Annotated in this window: 18 protein-coding genes and 1 pseudogene; 4 read left to right on the top strand and 15 right to left on the bottom strand. The window is 65.6% G+C overall.

Going from position 1 to position 20,204, the window contains the following annotated elements; genetic code table 11:
- Window positions 1-102: 102 nt before the first annotated feature.
- The 4 genes from MAAFP003_RS13035 to MAAFP003_RS13020 all read right to left on the bottom strand — a co-directional run bounded on the left by MAAFP003_RS13035 (window position 103) and on the right by MAAFP003_RS13020 (window position 5,218).
- Complete coding sequence (locus MAAFP003_RS13035) at window positions 103-2,280, bottom strand: glutamine synthetase III family protein (protein WP_096287514.1); 2,178 nt, start codon at window positions 2,278-2,280, stop codon at window positions 103-105.
- 174 nt (window positions 2,281-2,454) lie between these two features.
- Window positions 2,455-3,270, bottom strand: coding sequence for a sulfate ABC transporter permease subunit CysW (gene cysW, locus MAAFP003_RS13030; protein WP_096287512.1), 816 nt, complete (start codon window positions 3,268-3,270; stop codon window positions 2,455-2,457).
- Window positions 3,267-4,169 (bottom strand): sulfate ABC transporter permease subunit CysT, encoded by a 903-nt coding sequence (gene cysT, locus MAAFP003_RS13025; protein WP_096287510.1) that lies wholly within the window; start codon window positions 4,167-4,169, stop codon window positions 3,267-3,269. The genes cysW and cysT overlap by 4 nt, the downstream gene beginning before the upstream one ends.
- Entirely contained in the window at window positions 4,166-5,218 is a 1,053-nt protein-coding gene (locus MAAFP003_RS13020) for a sulfate ABC transporter substrate-binding protein (protein WP_207768563.1), read from the bottom strand. Before MAAFP003_RS13020 ends, cysT begins: the two co-directional genes overlap by 4 nt.
- Before the next feature lie 479 nt (window positions 5,219-5,697).
- On the opposite strand from MAAFP003_RS13020, the gene MAAFP003_RS13015 reads away from it, so the two are divergent.
- Window positions 5,698-6,351, top strand: coding sequence for a cysteine peptidase family C39 domain-containing protein (locus MAAFP003_RS13015; RefSeq protein WP_096287508.1), 654 nt, complete (start codon window positions 5,698-5,700; stop codon window positions 6,349-6,351).
- Between the two features lie 27 nt (window positions 6,352-6,378).
- Here MAAFP003_RS13015 and MAAFP003_RS28950 read toward each other — a convergent pair whose 3' ends face one another.
- Both MAAFP003_RS28950 and MAAFP003_RS13010 read right to left on the bottom strand, forming a co-directional pair.
- Window positions 6,379-6,645 (bottom strand): hypothetical protein, encoded by a 267-nt coding sequence (locus tag MAAFP003_RS28950; RefSeq protein WP_133160856.1) that lies wholly within the window; start codon window positions 6,643-6,645, stop codon window positions 6,379-6,381.
- 103 nt (window positions 6,646-6,748) lie between these two features.
- Window positions 6,749-7,516 carry a class I SAM-dependent methyltransferase gene (locus tag MAAFP003_RS13010; protein WP_096287506.1) on the bottom strand — a complete coding sequence of 256 codons (768 nt, stop codon included), beginning with the start codon at window positions 7,514-7,516 and terminating at the stop codon, window positions 6,749-6,751.
- A 211-nt stretch (window positions 7,517-7,727) separates the two neighbouring features.
- Here MAAFP003_RS13010 and MAAFP003_RS13005 point away from each other — a divergent pair, with 211 nt between their 5' ends.
- A complete protein-coding gene (locus MAAFP003_RS13005; protein ID WP_096287504.1) occupies window positions 7,728-8,417 on the top strand; it encodes a DUF899 domain-containing protein in 690 nt (229 codons plus the stop codon).
- Here MAAFP003_RS13005 and MAAFP003_RS13000 read toward each other — a convergent pair.
- From MAAFP003_RS13000 to MAAFP003_RS12985, 4 genes are all read right to left on the bottom strand, one after another.
- Window positions 8,414-9,442 carry an epoxyqueuosine reductase gene (locus tag MAAFP003_RS13000; RefSeq protein WP_096287502.1) on the bottom strand — a complete coding sequence of 343 codons (1,029 nt, stop codon included), beginning with the start codon at window positions 9,440-9,442 and terminating at the stop codon, window positions 8,414-8,416. The genes MAAFP003_RS13005 and MAAFP003_RS13000 overlap by 4 nt on opposite strands.
- A 21-nt stretch (window positions 9,443-9,463) precedes the next feature.
- Window positions 9,464-11,137 (bottom strand): tetratricopeptide repeat protein, encoded by a 1,674-nt coding sequence (locus MAAFP003_RS12995; RefSeq protein ID WP_096287500.1) that lies wholly within the window; start codon window positions 11,135-11,137, stop codon window positions 9,464-9,466.
- A 34-nt stretch (window positions 11,138-11,171) separates the two neighbouring features.
- A complete protein-coding gene (locus MAAFP003_RS12990) occupies window positions 11,172-12,632 on the bottom strand; it encodes an MFS transporter (RefSeq protein ID WP_096287499.1) in 1,461 nt (486 codons plus the stop codon).
- 212 nt (window positions 12,633-12,844) lie between these two features.
- On the bottom strand, window positions 12,845-13,066 hold the full coding sequence (locus MAAFP003_RS12985; RefSeq protein ID WP_096287497.1) for a hypothetical protein: 222 nt from the start codon (window positions 13,064-13,066) through the stop codon (window positions 12,845-12,847).
- A gap of 300 nt (window positions 13,067-13,366) precedes the next feature.
- Between MAAFP003_RS12985 and MAAFP003_RS12980 the strand changes: the two are divergent.
- Window positions 13,367-14,478: pseudogene (locus MAAFP003_RS12980) on the top strand (GGDEF domain-containing protein).
- Window positions 14,479-14,521: 43 nt separating this feature from the next.
- On the opposite strand, the gene MAAFP003_RS12975 reads toward MAAFP003_RS12980, so the two are convergent.
- Together MAAFP003_RS12975 and MAAFP003_RS12970 are read right to left on the bottom strand one after the other, a co-directional pair.
- Complete coding sequence (locus MAAFP003_RS12975) at window positions 14,522-15,262, bottom strand: SDR family NAD(P)-dependent oxidoreductase (RefSeq protein ID WP_096287495.1); 741 nt, start codon at window positions 15,260-15,262, stop codon at window positions 14,522-14,524.
- 57 nt (window positions 15,263-15,319) lie between these two features.
- Complete coding sequence (locus tag MAAFP003_RS12970; RefSeq protein ID WP_096287493.1) at window positions 15,320-15,604, bottom strand: hypothetical protein; 285 nt, start codon at window positions 15,602-15,604, stop codon at window positions 15,320-15,322.
- A 145-nt stretch (window positions 15,605-15,749) separates the two neighbouring features.
- Here MAAFP003_RS12970 and MAAFP003_RS12965 point away from each other — a divergent pair, with 145 nt between their 5' ends.
- Window positions 15,750-16,400, top strand: coding sequence for a biliverdin-producing heme oxygenase (locus tag MAAFP003_RS12965; RefSeq protein ID WP_096287491.1), 651 nt, complete (start codon window positions 15,750-15,752; stop codon window positions 16,398-16,400).
- A 13-nt stretch (window positions 16,401-16,413) separates the two neighbouring features.
- On the opposite strand, the gene MAAFP003_RS12960 is transcribed toward MAAFP003_RS12965, so the two are convergent.
- The 3 genes from MAAFP003_RS12960 to MAAFP003_RS12950 all read right to left on the bottom strand — a co-directional run bounded on the left by MAAFP003_RS12960 (window position 16,414) and on the right by MAAFP003_RS12950 (window position 20,137).
- On the bottom strand, window positions 16,414-18,690 hold the full coding sequence (locus MAAFP003_RS12960; RefSeq protein ID WP_243394010.1) for a SpoIIE family protein phosphatase: 2,277 nt from the start codon (window positions 18,688-18,690) through the stop codon (window positions 16,414-16,416).
- 307 nt (window positions 18,691-18,997) lie between these two features.
- On the bottom strand, window positions 18,998-19,759 hold the full coding sequence (locus tag MAAFP003_RS12955) for an SDR family NAD(P)-dependent oxidoreductase (RefSeq protein WP_096287489.1): 762 nt from the start codon (window positions 19,757-19,759) through the stop codon (window positions 18,998-19,000).
- A 78-nt stretch (window positions 19,760-19,837) separates the two neighbouring features.
- Complete coding sequence (locus tag MAAFP003_RS12950; protein ID WP_096291106.1) at window positions 19,838-20,137, bottom strand: hypothetical protein; 300 nt, start codon at window positions 20,135-20,137, stop codon at window positions 19,838-19,840.
- Window positions 20,138-20,204: the final 67 nt, after the last annotated feature.

Raw genomic sequence — 20,204 nt, 5'->3', positions numbered from 1 at the left:
GTGTAGCGGAGCGTTTCGCGGGATGTCGAGTCGCCGGGCGTGGGAGCCGCGGATTACCAAGCTCCGCGAGCGCGCGGTCGACCCCCACGCCCGACGACGGCTCTAGAGGATGTAGAGCATCTCCTGGTAGGTGGGCAGCGGCCACAAGTCGTCGGCGACAACGCCTTCCAGCGTGTCGGCCGCGGCACGCACCGCCTCCATCGCCGGTAGTAGCGCTTCTTGGGCATGGGTGGCCTCGGCAAGAGCCGACTCCGCCGAGTGATCGGACAGGGCCGCCTGCAAGGTCGTCAGCGCCGCGGAGAGATCGGCCAGTGGGGCCGAAACCGCTTCCAGGGCCGCCGTGCTGGCCGCCACACCGGCCTTCTTCATCGTCGCGACGTTCTGCGCGAGCTCGGTCTGGTAGCGGATTGCGGCGGGCATGATGATCGTCGTCCCGATCTCGAGCGCCAACTTCGCCTCGACGGCGATCGTCAACGCGTACTGCTCCAACCGGACCTCGTAGCGGCTGTGCAGCTCGCGTTCGTTGAACACCCCGTATTTCGCGAACAGCTCGATCGCGTCCGGCTTGATCAGCTCCGGAATGGCGTCCAGGGTGGTCTTCAAGTTCGGCAGGCCACGCTCGGCCGCTTCGATCTGCCAGTTCTCCGAGTAGCCGTCTCCGTTGAACACCACCGCGCCGTGCTCGGTGATGATCTCCGTGAGCAGCTTCTGAACCGCCTGGTCGAAGTCTTCGCCGTCGGCGACGGCCTGCTCGAGGATGGTGGCCATGTAGTCCAGCGAGTCCGCCATGATCGTGTTGAGCACGATCAACGGCACCGCCACCGTCTGCCCGGAGCCGGGCGCCCGGAACTCGAACCGGTTGCCGGTGAAGGCGAACGGGCTGGTCCGGTTGCGGTCACCGGCATCGGTCGGCAGATGAGGCAGCGTATCGACACCAATGATCATGGTGCCCTTACCCTTTGACGAGGTGGCCGCGCCCTTGGCGATCTGATCGAACACGTCGGCAAGCTGTTCGCCCAGGAAGATCGAGATGATCGCGGGCGGCGCCTCGTTGGCACCCAACCGGTGGTCGTTGGTCGCGGATGCGACCGAGACCCGAAGCAGCCCGGAGAATTTGTGCACGGCCCGGATCACCGCGGCACAGAACACCAGGAATTGGGCGTTCTCGTGCGGGGTGTCACCCGGGACCAGCAGCGACCCCAGCTCGGAATTGCCCATCGAGAAGTTGACGTGCTTGCCCGATCCGTTGACGCCGGCGAACGGCTTCTCATGGAACAGGCATTCCATGCCGTGCTTCTTGGCGATCGTCTTGAAAACCGTCATCAGCAGCTGCTGGTGGTCCGAGGCGATGTTGGCCCGCTCGAACATCGGCGCGATCTCGAACTGGCCGGGGGCCACCTCGTTGTGGCGGGTCTTGGCCGGGATACCGAGCTTGAACAGCTCCCGCTCGGTGTCCATCATGAAGCCGAGCACCCGCTCGGGCACCGCACCGAAGTAGTGGTCGTCGAACTCCTGTCCCTTCGGCGGCTTCGCGCCGAACACCGTGCGACCGGCGTTGATCAGGTCCGGCCGAGCCAGGAAGAAGTGCCGGTCGACCAGGAAGTACTCCTGCTCCGGGCCGCAGAACGACACCACCTTGTTGAGTTCCTTGTGACCGAACAGGGTCAGGATTCGCTCGGCGTGGATGCCCATGGCCTGCTGGCTGCGCAGCAGAGGCGTTTTGTAGTCCAGCGCCTCGCCGGTCATCGAGACGAAAACCGTTGGGATGCAGAGCGTGTTGCCGTTCGGGTTCTCCAGGACATACGCGGGACTGGTTACGTCCCAGCCGGTGTAGCCGCGCGCCTCGAAGGTGCTGCGCAAACCGCCCGAGGGGAAACTGGAGGCGTCGGGTTCGCCCTGGATCAGGGTCTTCCCCGCGAACTCGGCCAGTGTCTGCCCGTCGGAGACGGGTTCGAGGAAGCTGTCGTGCTTCTCGGCCGTGAGGCCGGTCATCGGGTAGAACACGTGGGCGTAGTGGGTGGCGCCCTTCTCCAGGGCCCAGTCCTTCATGGCCACGGCGACCGTGTCGGCGACCGCCGGGTCGAGTTTGGCGCCCTTGTCAATCGTCGCCACCAGGGACTTGTAGACCGACTTGGGCAGCCGTGCCTGCATCTCGGCCTTGGTGAAGACGTTGGAGCCGAATACCTCACCGGGGGTCTCACCGGGGACGAAGCTGTTGGCCGGGGGGACGTATGCCTCGACGTTGTTGATCGCCTGCAGGCGCACTGCGTTTCCGCTCAATGGAGTTCCTATCGCTGAGGGGGTCGACGTTCTTCACGTGCGGTAGGTGGACCGCCCCACCCTAGGAACCTTCGATGCCGAACTTGTTACGCACGCGTCAACGGTGCGCTTCATCGGTTTCGAATATGAGACCCCCGTGTTGCCTACCCGGGCGGGCCGGCTTCCGATGTCGGGTCAGGCGGTGGCCCTGGCGCGTTTGCGGCGCACCAGCAGCGTGGTCTTGACGATCAGGAACAACACGGCAACGCCCATCATCAGCGTGGACAACGCGTAGGCGCCATACTCGGCCCCGCGGGCGTAGCGGTCGTTGACCAGCAGCGTCAATGTTTGCGACTCCCCCGGCAAGTTGGACGACACCATGATGACCCCACCGAACTCGCCGAGAGTGCGCGCGGTGGTCAGCACGGTTCCGTAGATCAGACCCCACCGAATGGTCGGCAGAGTGATCCGCCAAAACGTCTGCCATGGACCCGAACCCAGGGTTGCCGCGGCCTGCTCCTGCTCGGTTCCCACCTCCTGCAGCACCGGTTGGACCTCTCGCACCACGAACGGAAGGGTCACGAAGATGCTGACCAGCACCAGTCCGGGCAGGCCGAAGATGATTTTGATGCCGAGGTCGTTCTCGACGAAGCCCAACGCCCCGGCCGATCCCCACAGCAGGATCAGGGCCACCCCCACGATGATCGGCGACACCGCGAAGGGCAGATCGACAATCGCCTGGAGCACACCGCGTCCGCGAAACCGGCTGCGGGCCAGCAGCAGCGAGGTGAGTACACCGAAGACCACGTTCAGCGGCACCACGATGGCGACGAGCAGCAGCGACAGGTGCAGCGCCGCGATCGCGGCCGGTGTGGCGATCCACGCGTAGAACTGATCGAGCCCCGGCCGGAAGGTCCGCCACAGGATGATCGACACCGGCACGATCAGCATCACGCCGATGTAGGCCAGCGTCACGGATCGGGTGACGTAGCGGGCCAACGACGGCGTCATGCCGCCTTTTCCTCGCGTTTGGCCGTGCGCCCGCCCACGAGACGCAGCAGCACCAGCACGGTGAACGAAATCGACAGCAGCACAATGGACATCGCGGCCGCCCCGGTCCGGTCGTCGTTTTCGATCAACGAGCGGATCCACTGCGACGACACTTCGGTTTTGCCCGGCACGGCACCGCCGATAGTCACCACCGAGCCGAACTCGGCGATGCACCGCGAGAAGGCCAACCCGGCGCCGGTCAGCAACGAGGGCGCCAGCGAGGGCAGCACGATCGTGCTGAAGACCTTCGTGCCGCTGGCCCCCAACGAGGCCGCCGCCTCTTCGACGTCGCGATCGATCTCCAGCAGCACCGGCTGCACGGCACGCACCACCAACGGCAGCGTGACGAACGCCAGCGCCATCCCCACGCCCGGCGGCGTGTGCTGCAGATGAATGTGCACCGGGCTGTTCTTGCCGTACAGGGCCAGCATCACCAGGCTGGTCACGATGGTCGGCAGTGCGAACGGCAGATCGATGATCGCGTCGACCAGTCCTTTTCCGGCGAAGTCGTCCCGCACCAACACCCACGCGGTCGCCAGTCCGAACACCACATCGAGAACGGTTACCACCAAGGAAATCCCGAACGTCACCTGGAACGACTGCACCGCGGCATGCGAGGTGACGGCCAACCAGAAGGCCTGCCATCCGCCGTCGGCGGCCTGCCACGCGATGGCGGCCAATGGCAGCAGCACGATCACCGACAGCCACAGCGTCGTCACCCCGACGCGCAGTGAGGTCAGGTCCGGCCGGGTCGTCGCCCGCAGCCCCTCGGGCGGCTCCGGAAGTTCGCTACCGGGCGTGGCCAGCGCGGGCCGGATCGCCTCCGGACCGAGGTTTGCGCCTAAAAGCGATCCAGTCATCCGGTGGCCTGCCGATAGACCCTGGTGATGCTTCCGGTGTTCTTGTCGAACAGCTGCGCATCCGCCGTGCCCCAGCCTCCGAGATCGTCGATCGTCCAGAGTTTGACCGGCACCGGATACTGACCACGGAAGCTTGCGGTGACCGCGGGGTCGATCGGCCGGAAACCTGCTTGCGCCCATAGCTTCTGCGCCGCGGCGCTGTATTGGAAGTTCTTGAAGGCGGTCGCGACGTCCAGGTGGGCGCTGGTGCTCACCACGGCCACCGGATTCTCGATCTTGAACGTTTGCGACGGGATGACGTGTTCGACGGGCTTGCCCTGCCGCTCGGCGGCGATGGCCTCGTTCTCGTAGCTGATCAACACATCGCCACTACCCTCGGCGAAAACCGACGTAGCGATCCGCCCCGACCCGGGCCGCAACTTGACGTGCTCGTGGACCAACGTGCTGATGAAATCGATACCCGCCTGTGGATCCGCGCCGCCGCGGCTCTTGGCGGCATAGGGCGCGAGCAGATTCCATTTCGCCGAACCCGAGCTCAGCGGACTGGGCGTGATGACCTCGACACCGGGCCGCAGCAGGTCGTCCCAATCTCTGATGTTCTTCGGATTGCCCTTGCGCACAACCAAAGTCACGACCGACCCGAATGGGTTGCCATGGCCGGCTCCCTTGTCCCAATCCGCGGCCACCTTGCCCGCCTTCACCAGGCGGGTGATATCGGGTTCGACCGAGAAGTTCACGATGTCGGCCGGTTTGCCTTCGACAACCCCGCGCGACTGGTCGGCTGACGCCGCGTAAGACGTGACCACCTGGACACCCCTGCCTTCTGCCGAGGCATTGAAGGCCGGAATCACCTTGCTCCAACCAGGTTCTGGAACCGAATAGGCGACGAGAGTGATCTTGGTGTCCGCGTTGTTCGGCGCGCCGCCGCCCACGGCGTCGCTGGCGCCGCCGGCACACGCCGCCATCAAGCCGGCGGCCGACAGCATCGCGACGGCGTGGCGCCACCGGGTTGCGACACCGGTGTCGTCGAACATGAGTCGGCCTTCCATGCGGGGTTTGGGTGCGTCGATCCCGTTGCTGCGGAAGGGCACTACGGCATTGGAGGAATTCGCCGGCACGAGACCAGACCGCGAACGGACAGCAGCGTCAGCGACAACAGCGCACGACGGCAAAGCGCACCAGAGAACCGGCTGCCGCATGCATGGGGCGAGCGTAGCAAAGCAGACGGACCCGTACGACGGTGCTAGACCGTGGTATTCGTCGTTGCCGGGCCGGCGACGAAGCCCGCACACCGACTTAGCCGGGCGTGATGTCCGTGCACGAGTGGCGCCGACGTAAAAGTCACGCTGATGAAAAGAATCGGACACCGGCGGGTAGCCGGCGGATCGGCGCGGTCTCATGCCGGCAACATTTCGGCGCGTTCGCCCGCGATCTTGGCCAACTTCGGAGTTTAATGCTCCGGAAAGGGCGACCAATAACCCTTTTCTCAATTCGTTACGCGCCCGCCATCCTCGAGAAAAGGACGCCGATGGCCCACACCCGGACGACGAGACTCGGCACGGCCGCTCTGTTGTGGGCAACCGCCGCGGCGACATCGGCCGCCTGGGCCACCGCTGCCCAAGCGACCCCGGGCCCACCCGCGCCGGACGCCGACCACGAGGCGGGCATGTACGGCGACCCGGCAGCTGCCGCGCCCCATTGGCGCCGGCAACACTCCTCGGACTGCGGCGAAGTCGCGGTCGCAGACGTGGTCGGCGAGCTCACGGGCCGCCAGCCCACCGAGTGGCAGATCACCGCGGTCGCCGAAAACACCTCAGGCGCAACCGGTTTCAAACCGATATGGGATCCGCCGGGCAACACCGACATCAGGGATTTGCCGCCGCTGCTCTGGCACTACTGGGTCAGGGCCGACAACATCCAGACCAATATCGCTGCCTTACAACAGAATCTGGCCGACCACCGCAAGGTGATCGCTCTTGTCAACGCCGAGACAGTCTGGAACCACTCCGGCAATCGTGACATCGGAAACCACTTTGTCGTCGTCACCGGCATCGACACCAAGGCCGGCGTGGTGCACCTCAACGACAGCGGCATCGATAGCGGCCGCGACGAGCAGATACCGATCGCCGCCTTCGAACGGGCATGGGCGCCCAATCACAACTCGGCGGTCGTGACCCGTTAATGACCCGTTTGTGGCGATAACCCTGTTTCAGGACAGGCTTTTCATCGGGTCCGACGCGATCACCGCGGATCCGCGCCGACCGCGGGCAAGGCTGCACGACTCGCCCAGCTCGGGCCCATAGGTGGCCGCACCGCACTCGCATTCCCAGCAGATGTGCCGGCCGCAGGAGCACGGCATGGTTGCCACGATCATGTGTCCCGGCAACAGCCAGTGACCACGTGCACACCGTTGTGGTGGTCTGTCCATCCATTGCGTGCGCGAGCCATGCGCCAGCTCGTTGACATGAACACTCACGGGCACCACCCTCTCACCGGCGTTGACGCCATGCCAGGGCGATGTGCGAATCGTTATCGTCTCGTTGGCCGTGTCGTTGTCGGCAGAACGCGCGCGGGCGCGTTCAGTTCTTCTCGAGGGTCACCTGGTTGACGTCGATCTGGCCGGTGCGAAACGCGTTGGCCCGGCCGGTCAGGTAGTGCAGGTATCGCTCGTAGACCTCTTCGGACTGCATTTCGATGGCTTCGGCCCGATGCGCCTCGAGAGCCTCGGCCCACAGGTCGAGGGTTCTGACGTAATGCGGCTGCAGCGGCTCGCGCTGGGTCAGGGTGAACCCCGCCCCGGCCGCGTGCAACTCGACGGGGTCGATGGACGGCAGGCCGGTGATCGTGTGCAGAAACATGACGCCGTCGTCGGGCAGAACGGTGTAGGCCATTTCGAAGAAATCGTCATAGCGGTCGTAACGGCCCTGCTCGAACGCCCCGATGGACACGATCCGGTCGACGGGCTCGGTGAACTCTTCCCAGCCCTGCAACAGCACCCACTTGCTGCGCTCGGTGTCCATCTCGTCGAACATTTTCTGGACGTGGGCGGCCTGATCGCTGGACTTCGTCAGGCCGACGACGTTGACGTCGTACTTCTCGATTGCCCGGCGCATCGTGGTGCCCCAGCCGCAGGAGATGTCGAGCAGCGTCATGCCGGGCCGCAGATCGAGCTCGGCGAGTGCCAGATCGATCTTGGCCATTTGGGCCTCTTCCAGCGTCATGTCCTCGCGCTCGAAGTACGCGCAACTGTAGGTCTGAGTCCGATCGAGGAACAGGCGGAAGAAGTCGTCCGACAAGTCGTACCGGGCCTGCACGTCGTCGACGTTCGGGCTCAACCCCTGAGTCATGTTGCGTCGCCTTTCCGGACCCAGGGTCCCCCCGCGTGACATCTAAAGTTTGCACATAGATACCCCGGCGCGCGCGTCGCAAACCATATTCAAAGCGAGTTCTCAGCTGTGAGCAGCGCTTTTTGCGCCCGCCGACGCTTCCCGATGAATTCCGGGTAGCCGACCGGTCAGACCTTTGAGCCGGAGAAAATCGAGAGCAAAGGTGCATCCCATGTCCCCCAACCACACCGCGCTGCCGCCCATTGTCGATGCCCGGGCCTGGCGTGCCGAGCTCGATGAACTGCGCAAACGCGAGAAGGCCGCTACGCGTGAACTGGATGCGATCGCCGCGCAGCGCCGCCGTTTGCCGATGGTCGAGTTGCCCGACTACACCCTGATCGGCGCCGACGGGCCGGTCCGCCTCGCCGAGGTGTTCGATGGCCGTTCGCAGCTCATCACCTACCACCACATGTGGTCGGACGGCGCTCAGTGGCAGTGCGGCGGGTGCACCGGTTTCACGTCGCAGTTCACTCGGCTCGAATTCCTGGACAACTACGACGCCCGGTTCGTCATTGTCACCAACGGCCCGATCGAGGAGGCGCTCGCCTACAAACAGCGGGTCGGCAATCGGATGCAGTGGTACTCGTCGTCGCAGAGCACCTTCGGCGCCGACACGGACGCGCCCCCGGGCGGGGGCTTCGGGGTCAACGTGTTCCTGCGTGACGGCGACACCGTGTATCGCACCTGGCACACGAACGGTCGTGGCACCGAACAACTCAGCCACTCGTTCGCGCTGATCGACCTGTTGCCGTGGGGACGCCAGGAGGAATGGCTAGATTCGCCGGAGGGTTGGCCGTCGCGGCCCACCTACTCGGGCTGGCTGGACTCCCCCGACATCGCCCGCGCCTACGGTTCTGGTTAGTCGCGCCGCCCGCTGTCGACGACCTTCACCTGCTTGTGTGGATAGCGGCGTTGCGCGTATTCCTTCGCCTTGGAGTTCGGCAGCACGTACAGGGTTTCCTTCTTGTCCTGCAACGGTTTCAGCACCAGGTCCATGAAGCTCTTGCGATTGTCCAGGTAGGGCTCGATCACGTCTTCGCCGGCCGGGCACACCGCCAGACAGTAGGCCGCCTTGTAATTGGGCTTGAACGACAGGCTCTGCCACATCGACGCGTTCTCGGAATCGGTTACCCGCGAACGAAAATCGGCCGCATCCGTGCTGTCGGCAACGGTCTGCACCCAATCGGTGAAACCGCCCATGAACTCGCGGTAGTTGTGGGTCGAACACGCCAGCCAATCGAAACTGCCATCCTTGCCGATCGCGCCGACCGGGCACGCCGCGACACACAGCTTGCATTCCAGGCACGGGCTGTAGTCCAACGGCTCGCCGTAGCTGCTGATCGGGGTGTCCACCAAGATCGTGCCCAGCAGGATGAAATTGCCGAACTTGGGATGAATCACGTTGCGGTGGATGCCCATCACGCCGAGTCCGGCAGCGACGGCGACGGGTTTGTGTGCCACCACCCAGATCCGCCCCGGGTAGTTGTCCATCTCCATCGGAAAGGTCGCCGACGGGTTCAGCACCCGGTGGCCCGCGTCCTGCAGCCGACGCACGATGCGGTAGGCCGCCTCGTTGAGCAACTCACCGCTGCGGTGAAACTCCTGGTTGGCGACGCTGCGCGCCGTCGAGCGGATGTTGTCGCGGTTCATCTTGACCACCAGCGAGATGTAGCTTCTGGTGCCGGGCAGCGCGGCCTCGACGTGCTCGACCTCCGAGGCCAGGTCGGGGTTGTCGACGCTGGCGAAAGCGACGTCGTCGACTCCGGCCTCCAGGCAGGCCTCGCGCAGCCACCCCGCGTCGATCACTTCGGGTTTCGGTAACCGGCGCGATCGCACTTTTCGCACGGTGGGATGCTCCGCCAGCCGAGCCGGAAGTTTCTCACTCATGCTAGGTATAGTACACAATACTCAGGAGGAAGCGGCTCCGCTGCAGGCGCAGGACGCGGTGATCGGAACGTCGGAGTGGGCGCGCGCCATGGTCAGTTGCTGCTCGACGATCGCCGCTTCCGCGGAGCGACCAAGACGTCGCAAGCACTCGTGGTACCCGTGCAGGCTCCACACATTCCCCGGATGTTGGCAGCATCGGCGCACGGAGGGGTCCAGACCAAGATCGGCCGCGTACACGCCGGCCGCTTCTTCCACCTGGCCCTGCTCCAGCAGCAACGCACCGAGGGCGTGGCGGGTCGGCTGCATCCAGCCCCATGGCTCGTCGTACGGCAGGGTGTCGTCGAGTTCCACCGCGCGGCGCAGGTGCGCGAATGCCGAATCGAATTCCCGGTAGCGGTAAGCGATTTCACCGTCGAGCATCGCTGCGGCGACCGCGAGAATGTCACGACTGGCGTTGTTGAACAGATACCGTGAGGCAGGGATGCGGGCGTAGGCATCGGTGAAGGCTTCCCGCGCGGAATCCGCCTGTGCCAGTTGACCGGTGGCCGCATAGGCCACGCCGCGGCCGTAGTACACCGTGGCCACCGTGGTGCAGTACAAATCCTGGTCTGCGGGCAGCGGCTCGGCTATCAAATCCTCCCAACGGCCGAACCGGATCAAGACGTGCACCCGAAGCGGCACAAAGGCTTCCAGCCAGTCCGCCATGGGCGGGGACGCGATCGACAGCACCTCCGGGGTGAGTTGCCGGGCGATCTCGTCGGCGGCTTCGAGCGCGACCGCCGACTGCCCGGAGAACATCGCCGCGTACACCACGAAGTGCAGATCGTGGGCACGGTAGGCCGAATAGAAGTTCAGTGCGCCTTCGCGTTCAAGGAATTTGCGATCGGCGCGCACTGCCGACAGGTTTGACACCACCGCGTTGCGGTAGTCGCCGCACAGTACATCGATATGGCTGGGCATGTGTTCGAGATGACCGGCGTCGGGTGCCAGCCCACGCAACAGGTCGGCCGCGGGCAGCGCCTCCTCGGGATGGGCGGATAGCTCCATCGTGTGCAGGTAGAGGTGCAGAATGCCCGGATGGGCACGGCCGGCGGGGGTCGACAGGGCGGCCTCCAGAATGTCCTTGGCCGCCAGCACCCGCGACCCTGCCGCCGGCTCACCGGTCCGGGTGTCCCATAGTGCCCAGGCCGTCACGTTGACCAGCGCATCGGCCGCCAGAGCCGCGATGTCGATGTCGTCGGGAAACACCGATGCCAACCTCGACATCGAGTCCGCGTACGCGGCGTTCCCGTCGGCCAGCGCCGCGGTGTCGGCGACGTCGAGGGTCGGAAAGCGAACGGCCAGGGCGTCGATCAGGCCGCGCTCGGCGGCCGTGGCGCGGCCCGCGGCGGCGAGGCGGAGTTCCTCGCGAGCCCGGGCCAGCGACTCGACCAGATCGACGGGATCGAATGCGTCCCAGGCCTTGTTGTAGTTCGGGCCGACCGAGTACGCGATACCCCATCGCGCGATCGCAAGGTCCGGGTCCACGGCGAGCGCCCGGTCGAAGCACCGCACCGCCTCTTCATGGTTGAACGCGTAGGCCCACACCATGCCGCGGTTGAACCACACCTGCGCCGCAGCCGAGGGCGTATCGACGGCCCGGTGGTAGGAGCCCAGGTCGTAGTAGGAATCGACGTCGCCGCGCGGAACCGTCACGTCGCCGACGATAACCCCGGCCGTCGTCGCTTCTTTATTGGTGCTCGGCGTCGGCCACCGTCAACGGCAACGCCAGGTCTTCCAGGGCGCGTTGCTCGGCGGCGATCCCGAGCCATAGCTCGACCAAACCCGCGACCGCCATCACGATCGCCCCGATCAGGAACGACCACAGCACCTGGCCCCGATCCCCCGAGTTGATCAGCTCCCCGAACAGCACGGGGCCGGTGATGCCGCCGATCGCGGTGCCCACCGCGTAGAAGAATGCGATCGCCAGCGCCCGGGTCTCCATCGGGAAGATCTCGCTGACGGTCAGGTAGGCCGCGCTCGCGCCCGCCGAAGCCAGGAAGAACGCCGCCGCCAGCGCGACGATGAAGGTCCAGACCCCGCCGACCTGATCCACGAACAGCACTCCGAGGACGACCGCGATCACCGCGGAGCCGATGTAGGTGCCGGTGATCATCGGTTTGCGGCCGATGGTGTCGAACAACCGTCCGAGAATCAACGGGCCGAGGAAATTGCTCATCGCCCACAGGATGAAGAACACCGGCACTCTTCCGGATGGAATGCCGTAGAACCCGCTCAACAGCGTGCCCAGGTTGAACGTGACGCCGTTGTACAGGAACGCTTGACCGATGAACAGGGCCAGCCCCAGGACCGCACGCTTGGGATAGAGCTTGAACGCCACCCGGGCGATCTCCATGAACGAAATCGCGTGGCGCTGACGGATTCTCAGCGGCTCACCGTCCGGCTCGGGCAGCGGCTGCCCGGTTTCGCGCTGCACGTCTTGTTCGATCTCGCCGACGATCTGCTCGGCTTCCTCATCGCGCCCATGAATGAACAGCCAGCGGGGGCTTTCCGGAATGTTGCGCCGGACCAGCAGGACGAAGATGCCGAAGATGGCTCCGATGCCGAAGGCAAGTCGCCAACCGACGTTGGCGGGGAAGTTCGACGTGTCCAGCAGGACCAGGGCGCCGGCGGCCCCGGCGGCCGAACCCAGCCAGTAGGTGCCGTTGATGATCAGGTCGACGCGGCCGCGCACCCGGGCCGGAATCAACTCGTCGATCGCCGAGTTGATCGCCGCGTATTCGCCGCCTATGCCGGCACCCGTGAAAAAGCGGGTGATGAAGAAGTACCACGGCGCGAATGCGAATGCGGTCGCGACGGTGGCGACGAGGTAGACGGCCAGGGTCAGGATGAACAGATTGCGGCGGCCGAACCGGTCGGTCAGGTGACCGAAGAACAAGGCGCCCAAGCATGCCCCGGTGATGTAGATCGCCGCCGCGTAACCGATCTGCGCCGGGTTGAGCTCGATGCCGCTGCCCTTCTCGGTGAGCCGGGCCGAGACGTTGCCGACCATCGTGACCTCGAGCCCGTCCAGGATCCATACCCCGCCGAGCCCCACCACGACGCGCCAGTGAAACCGCGACCACGGCAACCGGTCCAGTCGCGCCGGAACATGCGTCGTGATGGTTTTCGTTTGCGCGCCTGGGCTCATCCTGTCTCCGTTCTCGGTGGATAGAGAGATACCCGCCACCGCGCGTCGCAAGCCGCAGAAATCCAGCTCTCGGATCAGCCGCCCGCGAGGGAGAAAATGCCAAAACGGATGGGCCGCGCGCAGCCTGGCATCCTGGCGGACCCTACCAGCCGGGTCAGTTCACGCCGATCGTCGCGGTTCGGCGTATGCCACCTGCCGCGGGCAGGTCCGGCTCAGGCCGAGGGGTGAGCGTGGGCGACCACCGGAGGAAATTCGGGTCGCAGCGCGGTGTGCGGATCATCAAGCTCGATGCGTGCCCACTGGTGGGACGAGAAGTACCACGTCCACTTGCCCGTGGAAGGCCCGATCTTGAGCACCGCGCCATCGGTGTCGAAATGGAGTTCGTCACCGTACGTAATTTCGGTGCCATCTGCCCAGGTCACTGTGAAAGCCATGGGGGCACGCTACCCGGTTGACATATCCAATGCCTGTACAAATGCCGACAACTTATTTCGTCCGGGCGCGATCCCGGCTTGAATGGGACGCGGCCCAAGAATGGTGCCGCGACATCCCGCTCAGATGCGCGAACGCCGGCGCTTTTGCGACATCAAAGTGGCCGCCATCAGGGCGCGGACGAGTCGCCGAACACACGTTATTGGCAAAATCAGCGCGGCGAGACGACCGGTGAATGTTAATGTTGGCGACCACTTGTGGAGCCGTGGGGGTAGTTACGGCCTGTTCGCTCGGAGGTGGACATGGAACCAGTGTTCCTGTCCGGGCCGCCGCCAACCGCTGCGCGATCGCCCCGATTCGGCGATGCCGAGTACCTCGAACGCATGGAGCGCCTGTTGCAGGCCGTCCAGGACCTCTCGTTGGCGCGTAGCCAGGCCGACATCCAGCAGCTCGTCTCGTCGTCGGCGCGCGAACTCACCAGCTGTGACGGCGCCACATTGGTACTGCGCGATAACGGCAAGTGCTTTTACGCCGAAGAGAACGCGATCGGCCCGCTGTGGAAGGGCCTGCGCTTTCCGATGACCTCGTGCATCAGCGGATGGGCGATGCTTCATCGCGATGCGGTGATCATCCCGAACATCTATCTGGACTCGCGCATCCCGCACGACCTCTACCGCCCCACATTCGTCAGAGCCTGGTGATGGTTCCGATCCGCCGGCGCGACCCGATCGGCGCGATCGGCAATTACTGGGCCGAGGAACATCAGCCGACCGAACAAGAGGTCCGCTTACTGCAGGCGCTGGCCGACTCGATCTCGATCGCGATGGAGAACATCCAGGTCTACTCCGAGCTGGAACAGCGGGTTCGCGACCGCACCGCCGCGCTCGAGCAGGCCAACGAGGAGATTCGCCAGCTCTCGGTGACCGACGAAATGACCGGGCTCACCAACCGTCGTGGTTTCTACCTGTTGGCCGCGCAAAAGCTCCGCGGGGCGCACTACCTCGGCCACGACAGCGTGCTCGCGTTCCTCGACGTCGACGGGCTCAAACGAGTCAACGACGAATACGGCCACGAGGTCGGCGACATGCTGATCAAAGATGTCGCCGATGTGCTGGGCGAAACACTGTCCGAGTCCGACATCCTCGCCCGCTTGGGCGGTGATGAGTTCTGCATCATGGTCACCGAAAGCGCAAGCGACACCTCGACGCTGCGGGACCGAGTGTCCCAGGCATTTCGGGCCTTCAACGAGACGAGCGGACGGCCCTATCGTCTTTCGGCCAGCGTCGGCCTGGTGCGCGCGTTCGCCGACGGGCCCACCACCACCGTGGACGCGTTGCTGACCCAGGCCGACGAGTTGATGTACGAAGAGAAGAAGTCCAACGCGAACTCGCGGGGGCGGGCCGAGGAGGTCTGATCAGGCGCTGACTTTGCTTGGCCCCGAACGGCGTTCGGCTAAGCTACCCGGCGCCCTTGCCATTGTCGACACGGTAGACGGCGCCATGAACGGCCACCGCGGCGTCGCTGGCCAGGAACGCGATCACATTCGCGACGTCGAGGGGCTGCATCATGCCGCGTGGCGAGGCCGTGCGCATGATCAGGTCGTAGTTCGGATTCTCCGGCGCGGTGAACTGTTCGATTTGCGGAGTGAGCATGCCGCCCGGGCATACCGCGTTGACGCGCAAGCGGTCCGCGGTGTACTCCACCGCCAATGCCCGGGTCAGCCCGATAAGTCCATGCTTGGCCGCGCAGTAGCCGGCCGAATAGGCCTGCCCTTCGACACCCGCAATGGACGCGACGTTGACGATGTTGCCGCCCCGTTCCAGCAGCTGAGGCAGCGCGGCCCGGCACAGATAGAACGGACCGTTCAGATTGACCGCGAGGTCCTCGGTCCAGTCGTCGTCGCTCATCGACTCCGTCCGGCGCATCTGGTGTTTGCCGGCGATGTTGATCAGGACGTCGAGACCGCCGAACTCGCGGACACACTGCTCGACGGCGTCCTTGCAGGCCGGCGCCGAGCCGACGTCCACCGATGCGAAGGAACCACGCTCGATGTCGGCGAAAACCTCGGCCAAGCGTGCGGTATCCCGCCCTATGCCGAAAATCGTCGCGCCCTGACGGGAAAGCAGCTTGGCTGTTTCGGCGCCCAGGCCCGACGATGCACCGGTGACGAACGCGATCTTGCCTTGCAGTGTTGTCATGGCGACTAGCAAATCAACTCTCGCGGTCGCGCATCCCACCAGGGGTTCCCAGCCGCGTCACACCAGCCTTGCTCGCCTCAAGACCAGCGCCACACTCCAGCGCAGAAGTTCAACCGGCTCAACCGATTTCAGGTCTGCGGGGCGGAACGGGCGGTGCGTCCGGGCGGTTTGCCGGATGCGCCGGGCAGCCACCAGCACCACGAAACTCAGCGCGAGCCTGCCCATCGCGAACCGACTGGTGCGCTGTCTCCAGGTCGGCGGCGACGAGCTGGCGCGACGGCCCAGGTAATAGCCGAGCGATGTCGCCGTCGCAAGCGCACCGACCAGCACCAGAACCACCATGGTGACGAGCGTCCATTGCCGCAGTCGCGATCAGGTCACGCGCGAGATACACCTCGGCCAATAAGGATCAGCCTCCCACCGCGGGTGGTGGCTCGGTAGCATCCAAGACGATGAATGGGGCGGGCTACATCGAGGAGAGCACGCAATGCCGGTGAGCGTCGCCGAGACGGGCCGGCCGCTTTCCGTCGCGATGAAGGAAGGCTCGGCCGAAGAGCACGCCCGGGCCGAGCAGTCGCCGTTCGTGACCGAGTTGCTGGCGGGACGGGTCAACAATCACGGCTACGCCGATTACCTGCTTCGGCTGCGCGTGGTTTATGCCGCCTTGGAGGATGCCGTCCGCAGCCGTCGCGACGATCCGATGGTGGCTGCGGTATACGACCCGATGCTGGAACGCCTGCCGGCCATCGATGCAGACCTCGAACACTGGAAACCAAACGGCGGCAACGAGATCCAATCGCCCGCCGCCCAGGCCTACCGCGAGCGAATTCAGGGAGCCTCGTGGGGCGGGGCGCTGGTAGCCCACCACTACACCCGCTATCTCGGGGACCTCTCCGGCGGCCAGGCCATCGGTAGGATTCTTGACCGCACGTTCTCGCTCGGCGGTGCCGGGCTGGCAATGTATCGATTCCCGATGCGGCCCAAGCCTTTCAAAGACCGCTATCGGGCTCGCCTTGACGCGCTGCGCCTCGGTCCCGACGCGGTTCGTCGTGCGGTCGAGGAAGTCAAGGTCGCGTTCGGCCTCAATCAGGCGGTGTTCGACGAACTGTCGGACAATCTGCCGGCCTATCAGCAGTAGTCACCGCGAAAGTTCAGGGGCGCCGGAGGGCGACGATCGTGACGTCGTCGTCGATATTGCCCGAGTCCATCGCGGTCCAGATGCTGGATGCCGGGGCATCGGCCGCGCGGCTCAAGGTCTCGGCGAGACGGTCCAGACCCTCGTCGATCACCTCACCTCGCCGTTCCACCAGGCCGTCGGAGTACATGACCAACCGGTTGCCGGGCTCGACGGTGAATTCGCTCGGTACGTACGTCACGCCGCGGATGCCGATCGGCGGCGAAAGTTCGATGGGCGCAAGGACTGTCGCCGGGTGGGTCAGGTACGGGATCAGGTGGCCCGCACACGCGGCCTGCACCAGGCCCGAGCCGAGGTCGACCCGCACGGCGACGACGGTGGCGAAGGCGCCGGGCAGCATGTGCACACAGAATTCGTTGAGCTGGGTGAGCGCCTCGGCCGGCGTCGCCCCGGCGAACAATTGCGCCCGCAACGCGTTGCGCAACTGCGCCATCGTGCCGGCCGCGGTGATGCCGTGCCCGGCGACGTCGCCGATCAGCAGGATCAGGCGGCCGTCGCGCAGCTCGAATGCGTCGTACCAGTCCCCGCCCACGTTGCCGCCCGCCGCTGGCTCGTAATACGCTGACAGCCGCCAACTTTCGAGCTCGGGTATCGACTCGGGCAGCAGGCTGCGCTGCACCATCTCGGCCATGCGCAGCGCGCCCCGGGTGCGACGGTACAGCGACTCCACCAGGTGGCGTCGCAACGACTCAGCGGACTCGCACTCACTGGGTGTCCACGGTTCGCTGCGTTGATGGACGACCTCGCGCCACCGGTCGAACGACTTGCGCGGGCTGAGCCGCACGCCGTCGCCCTCGCCGACCGCGATGGTCTTGTTGTGCGGGTCGCCGCCCCAGTCGACCGAGCGCAGCACCTCGCGGCGGAACCAGACGGCGTACTGGCCGTCGGGCAGGTTGATCACGAGCGCGCCGGCGGCCGACTGCGGGTCGAGGTCGAGGTCGGGGAGCTCGCTCGAAAGGCATTCGCTGCCGGCGATCTCGTCGTCGGCGCCGCGTGCCCAGTCGATGACCGCGGCCACCACCCGCGGCGGCGGAACCGACCCTAGGGTTTGGTGATCGCCCTGGATGTTGACCACGACGCCTTCGGCGGGCACCAGGTCGAGCAGATCGGGCGCCCCGAGCAACGCCGCCGTCAGTGATTCGCGGTCGTCGAGCGTGGCGGCGGTCAGCTTGCCCAGCACCGCTTGGGCGGCCAGTCGATGGTGTAGCTGTTCGTCCTCGAACCGGTCGACAAGTCGCAACGACAGGGTCGAGCCGAGGAACTCCGCCGCCGCCCGGGTGCCGAACGGCGGCAGATGAGGGCCGGCGTAGTGATGGCAGGCGATGAGCCCCCACAGCCGGCCCTGGCGCAGCAGCGAGATCGACATCGACGCGTGCACGCCCATGTTCTGCAGGTACTCGACGTGGATGGGCGAGACGCTGCGCAGCGTCGCGTAGGTGAGGTCCAGCGGCGTGCCGCTATCCGGGTCGACACTCGGCAGCAGCGGCGTCGGCGCGTAGTCGACGTCGGAGATGAGCCGAATCCAGTTCTTCTCGTAGAGCGCGCGCGCCTGCGCGGGGATGTCGGTGGACGGATAGTGCAGTCCCAGAAAGGAATTGAGGTCGTCGCGCTTCGATTCGGCGACGACCTCGCCGTTGTACTCCTCGTCGTAGCGGTACACCATCACCCGGTCGAAGCCGGTCAGATCGCGGACGGCCCGCGCGGCGGTGGCGTACAGCTCTGTCAGGGTGGAGGCCCGGTTCAGCTCCTCCACCGCGCCGCGCACCGCCTGATAGGTGTTCGGGAAGGAGAACGGCCGCTCGCCGTAGGCGATCTCGAGCTCCACCAGGAGCACCCCGCCCGGCTCGCGATGCAGGATGGCGTCGAATGCTCGCCGCTCACCGGCCACGTCGATCATGCATTCGAGCGGGTTGTGCTGGCGCAGGCTGCCGTAGCTCGAGGCCACCTGCTCGATGCGCCCGGCCTGTTGGTGGCCGACCAGTGCCGACAGATGCCGACCGAGGACGGCGTCGGCGGGACGACCGAGCAGCTCGCCGACATTGGCGCTGACCTGACGCACCTCGAAAGCCGGCTCGTGGACCACGGCGAGCACCCCGCGCGGCTGGATGCTGCCCGGGATGTGGATCGGCTCGCGAGCACAGTTTTCGAGGTCGATGGGTGTTCCGACCGGAACGAGATCGTCGATCTGGTGGCCCTCCCCTGCCAGTCGCGGAATCCGCACCTCGTTCGTCACAAGGGCGAGATGCTCAAGGTCTCGTTGAGCACGCAATCTCCCGCGAAAGCATCCTTTTATACTTCGGCAAAGAGGGGCGACGGCCCGACCGTCTTCGACCAGGTTAGCGAAACTGAGGTCGTGCTGTGCCAGCCGCTGCCGAGTGTCGGGCGCCCGGCGTTGACCTCAGGAAGCCGTCGGGCCCCGGCCCGGTCCGGCCCGAGAAATCGTGCAAACAACGACTGTAGGTCTATGCGCAGCTCCATGTCCGTCAGTGCGCACCCCGGCAAACGGGCAGGCCGCTACCGAAGCCGAATCGCCAGCCAAGTCAGACCTGGTTGAATCCCCCGTCGGCGGTCAGCGTCGACCCGGTGGTAAAGCTCGACAGGTCGCTGGCGAGAAAGACCGCGGCATGGGCGATTTCGACGGGGTCGGCGAAGCGTCCCAACGGGATCGTGGCGACGCGGCCGGCGCGAAACTCTTCGATCGACGCGTTCGGGTTGGTTTGAGCCGCCAGTGCGTCGCTGCCCGGGGTGGCGGTGGAGCCGGCGACCAGGACATTGACCCGAATTTTGCGGTCAGCGAGTTCGCCGGCCCAGGTGCGGGCAAACGACCGCACGGCTGCCTTGGTGGCGGCGTAGATGCTGAGCCCCGGGCGGCCGCGGTCGGCGGTGGTGGACCCGGTCAAAATGATCGAAGCGTTGTCATTGAGTAGCGGCAGCGCCTTTTGGACCGTGTAGACGACGCCTTTGACGTTCGTCGTCAACAGCGTGTCGAGATCCTCATCGGTGATCTCACCGAGGCGAGAGACCCTGGTGGACCCGGCATTGGCCATCAGGATGTCCAGACCCCTGCCGGCCTCCTCGACCTTGGCGTAGAGCCGGTCGAGGTCCTCGGGCTTTCCGACGTCGCCGCACACCGCGGTGGCGCGGGACCCCAGTTGCAGTGCCGCGGAATCTAATTCGGCTTGCCGCCGACCTGTGATGAACACTCGGTCGGCACCTTCGGCGATGAAACGCTCGGCGGTGGCCAGGCCGATACCCGAATTGGCGCCGGTAACGACGGCGGTCTTGTGGTCGAGCAGTCCCATCGAGGTCTCCTAAGGCAGGCCGGCACTGTGCGGTTCAACGCGCATGCTGCCGCCGGCCTTCCCGTGCCGGCGTTATCGCTATTCGGCGTCGCCGATGGCACCCAAGCGCTGGCTCACCCGAGCCAGTGCCTCGTCGAAGATCTCCACCTTTTCGCCGCGCTTTTCGTTGGCCGGCTGCGCGGCGCCACGGGCGCCTTCGGCCTCCACCCGAGCCGCACCCTGACGCCGCAACAAGCTGAAATTCTTCTCGCGCGCCTGCCTGAGCCGGCTCTGCAATTCCTTCAGCGACTGCTCGTCCATCCGCTTGAGTGACTCGGGATGACTCTCGGCGATCAACGAGCTTTCCTGCTGGGTCAGGTTCACATGGTGGGTGCTCACCGTTGATTCATAGCCTGCACCGAACACCCCGGCGCGTCGAATCGCCAGACGTCATGCCCAACCGTCA

It is taken from the genome of Mycobacterium ahvazicum (assembly GCF_900176255.2).
Lineage (GTDB): Bacteria > Actinomycetota > Actinomycetes > Mycobacteriales > Mycobacteriaceae > Mycobacterium > Mycobacterium ahvazicum.
This window is presented reverse-complemented; position numbering and strand designations above follow the sequence as displayed.

Coding starts and splice junctions, on each gene's coding strand:
- cysW (WP_096287512.1), bottom strand. CDS start 3,270: ATGACGCCGTCGTTGGCCCGCTACGTCACCCGATCCGTGACGCTGGCC.
- cysT (WP_096287510.1), bottom strand. CDS start 4,169: ATGACTGGATCGCTTTTAGGCGCAAACCTCGGTCCGGAGGCGATCCGG.
- MAAFP003_RS13020 (WP_207768563.1), bottom strand. CDS start 5,218: ATGGAAGGCCGACTCATGTTCGACGACACCGGTGTCGCAACCCGGTGG.
- MAAFP003_RS13015 (WP_096287508.1), top strand. CDS start 5,698: ATGGCCCACACCCGGACGACGAGACTCGGCACGGCCGCTCTGTTGTGG.
- MAAFP003_RS13010 (WP_096287506.1), bottom strand. CDS start 7,516: ATGACTCAGGGGTTGAGCCCGAACGTCGACGACGTGCAGGCCCGGTAC.
- MAAFP003_RS13005 (WP_096287504.1), top strand. CDS start 7,728: ATGTCCCCCAACCACACCGCGCTGCCGCCCATTGTCGATGCCCGGGCC.
- MAAFP003_RS13000 (WP_096287502.1), bottom strand. CDS start 9,442: ATGAGTGAGAAACTTCCGGCTCGGCTGGCGGAGCATCCCACCGTGCGA.
- MAAFP003_RS12990 (WP_096287499.1), bottom strand. CDS start 12,632: ATGAGCCCAGGCGCGCAAACGAAAACCATCACGACGCATGTTCCGGCG.
- MAAFP003_RS12985 (WP_096287497.1), bottom strand. CDS start 13,066: ATGGCTTTCACAGTGACCTGGGCAGATGGCACCGAAATTACGTACGGT.
- MAAFP003_RS12975 (WP_096287495.1), bottom strand. CDS start 15,262: ATGACAACACTGCAAGGCAAGATCGCGTTCGTCACCGGTGCATCGTCG.
- MAAFP003_RS12970 (WP_096287493.1), bottom strand. CDS start 15,604: ATGGTGGTTCTGGTGCTGGTCGGTGCGCTTGCGACGGCGACATCGCTC.
- MAAFP003_RS12965 (WP_096287491.1), top strand. CDS start 15,750: ATGCCGGTGAGCGTCGCCGAGACGGGCCGGCCGCTTTCCGTCGCGATG.
- MAAFP003_RS12955 (WP_096287489.1), bottom strand. CDS start 19,759: ATGGGACTGCTCGACCACAAGACCGCCGTCGTTACCGGCGCCAATTCG.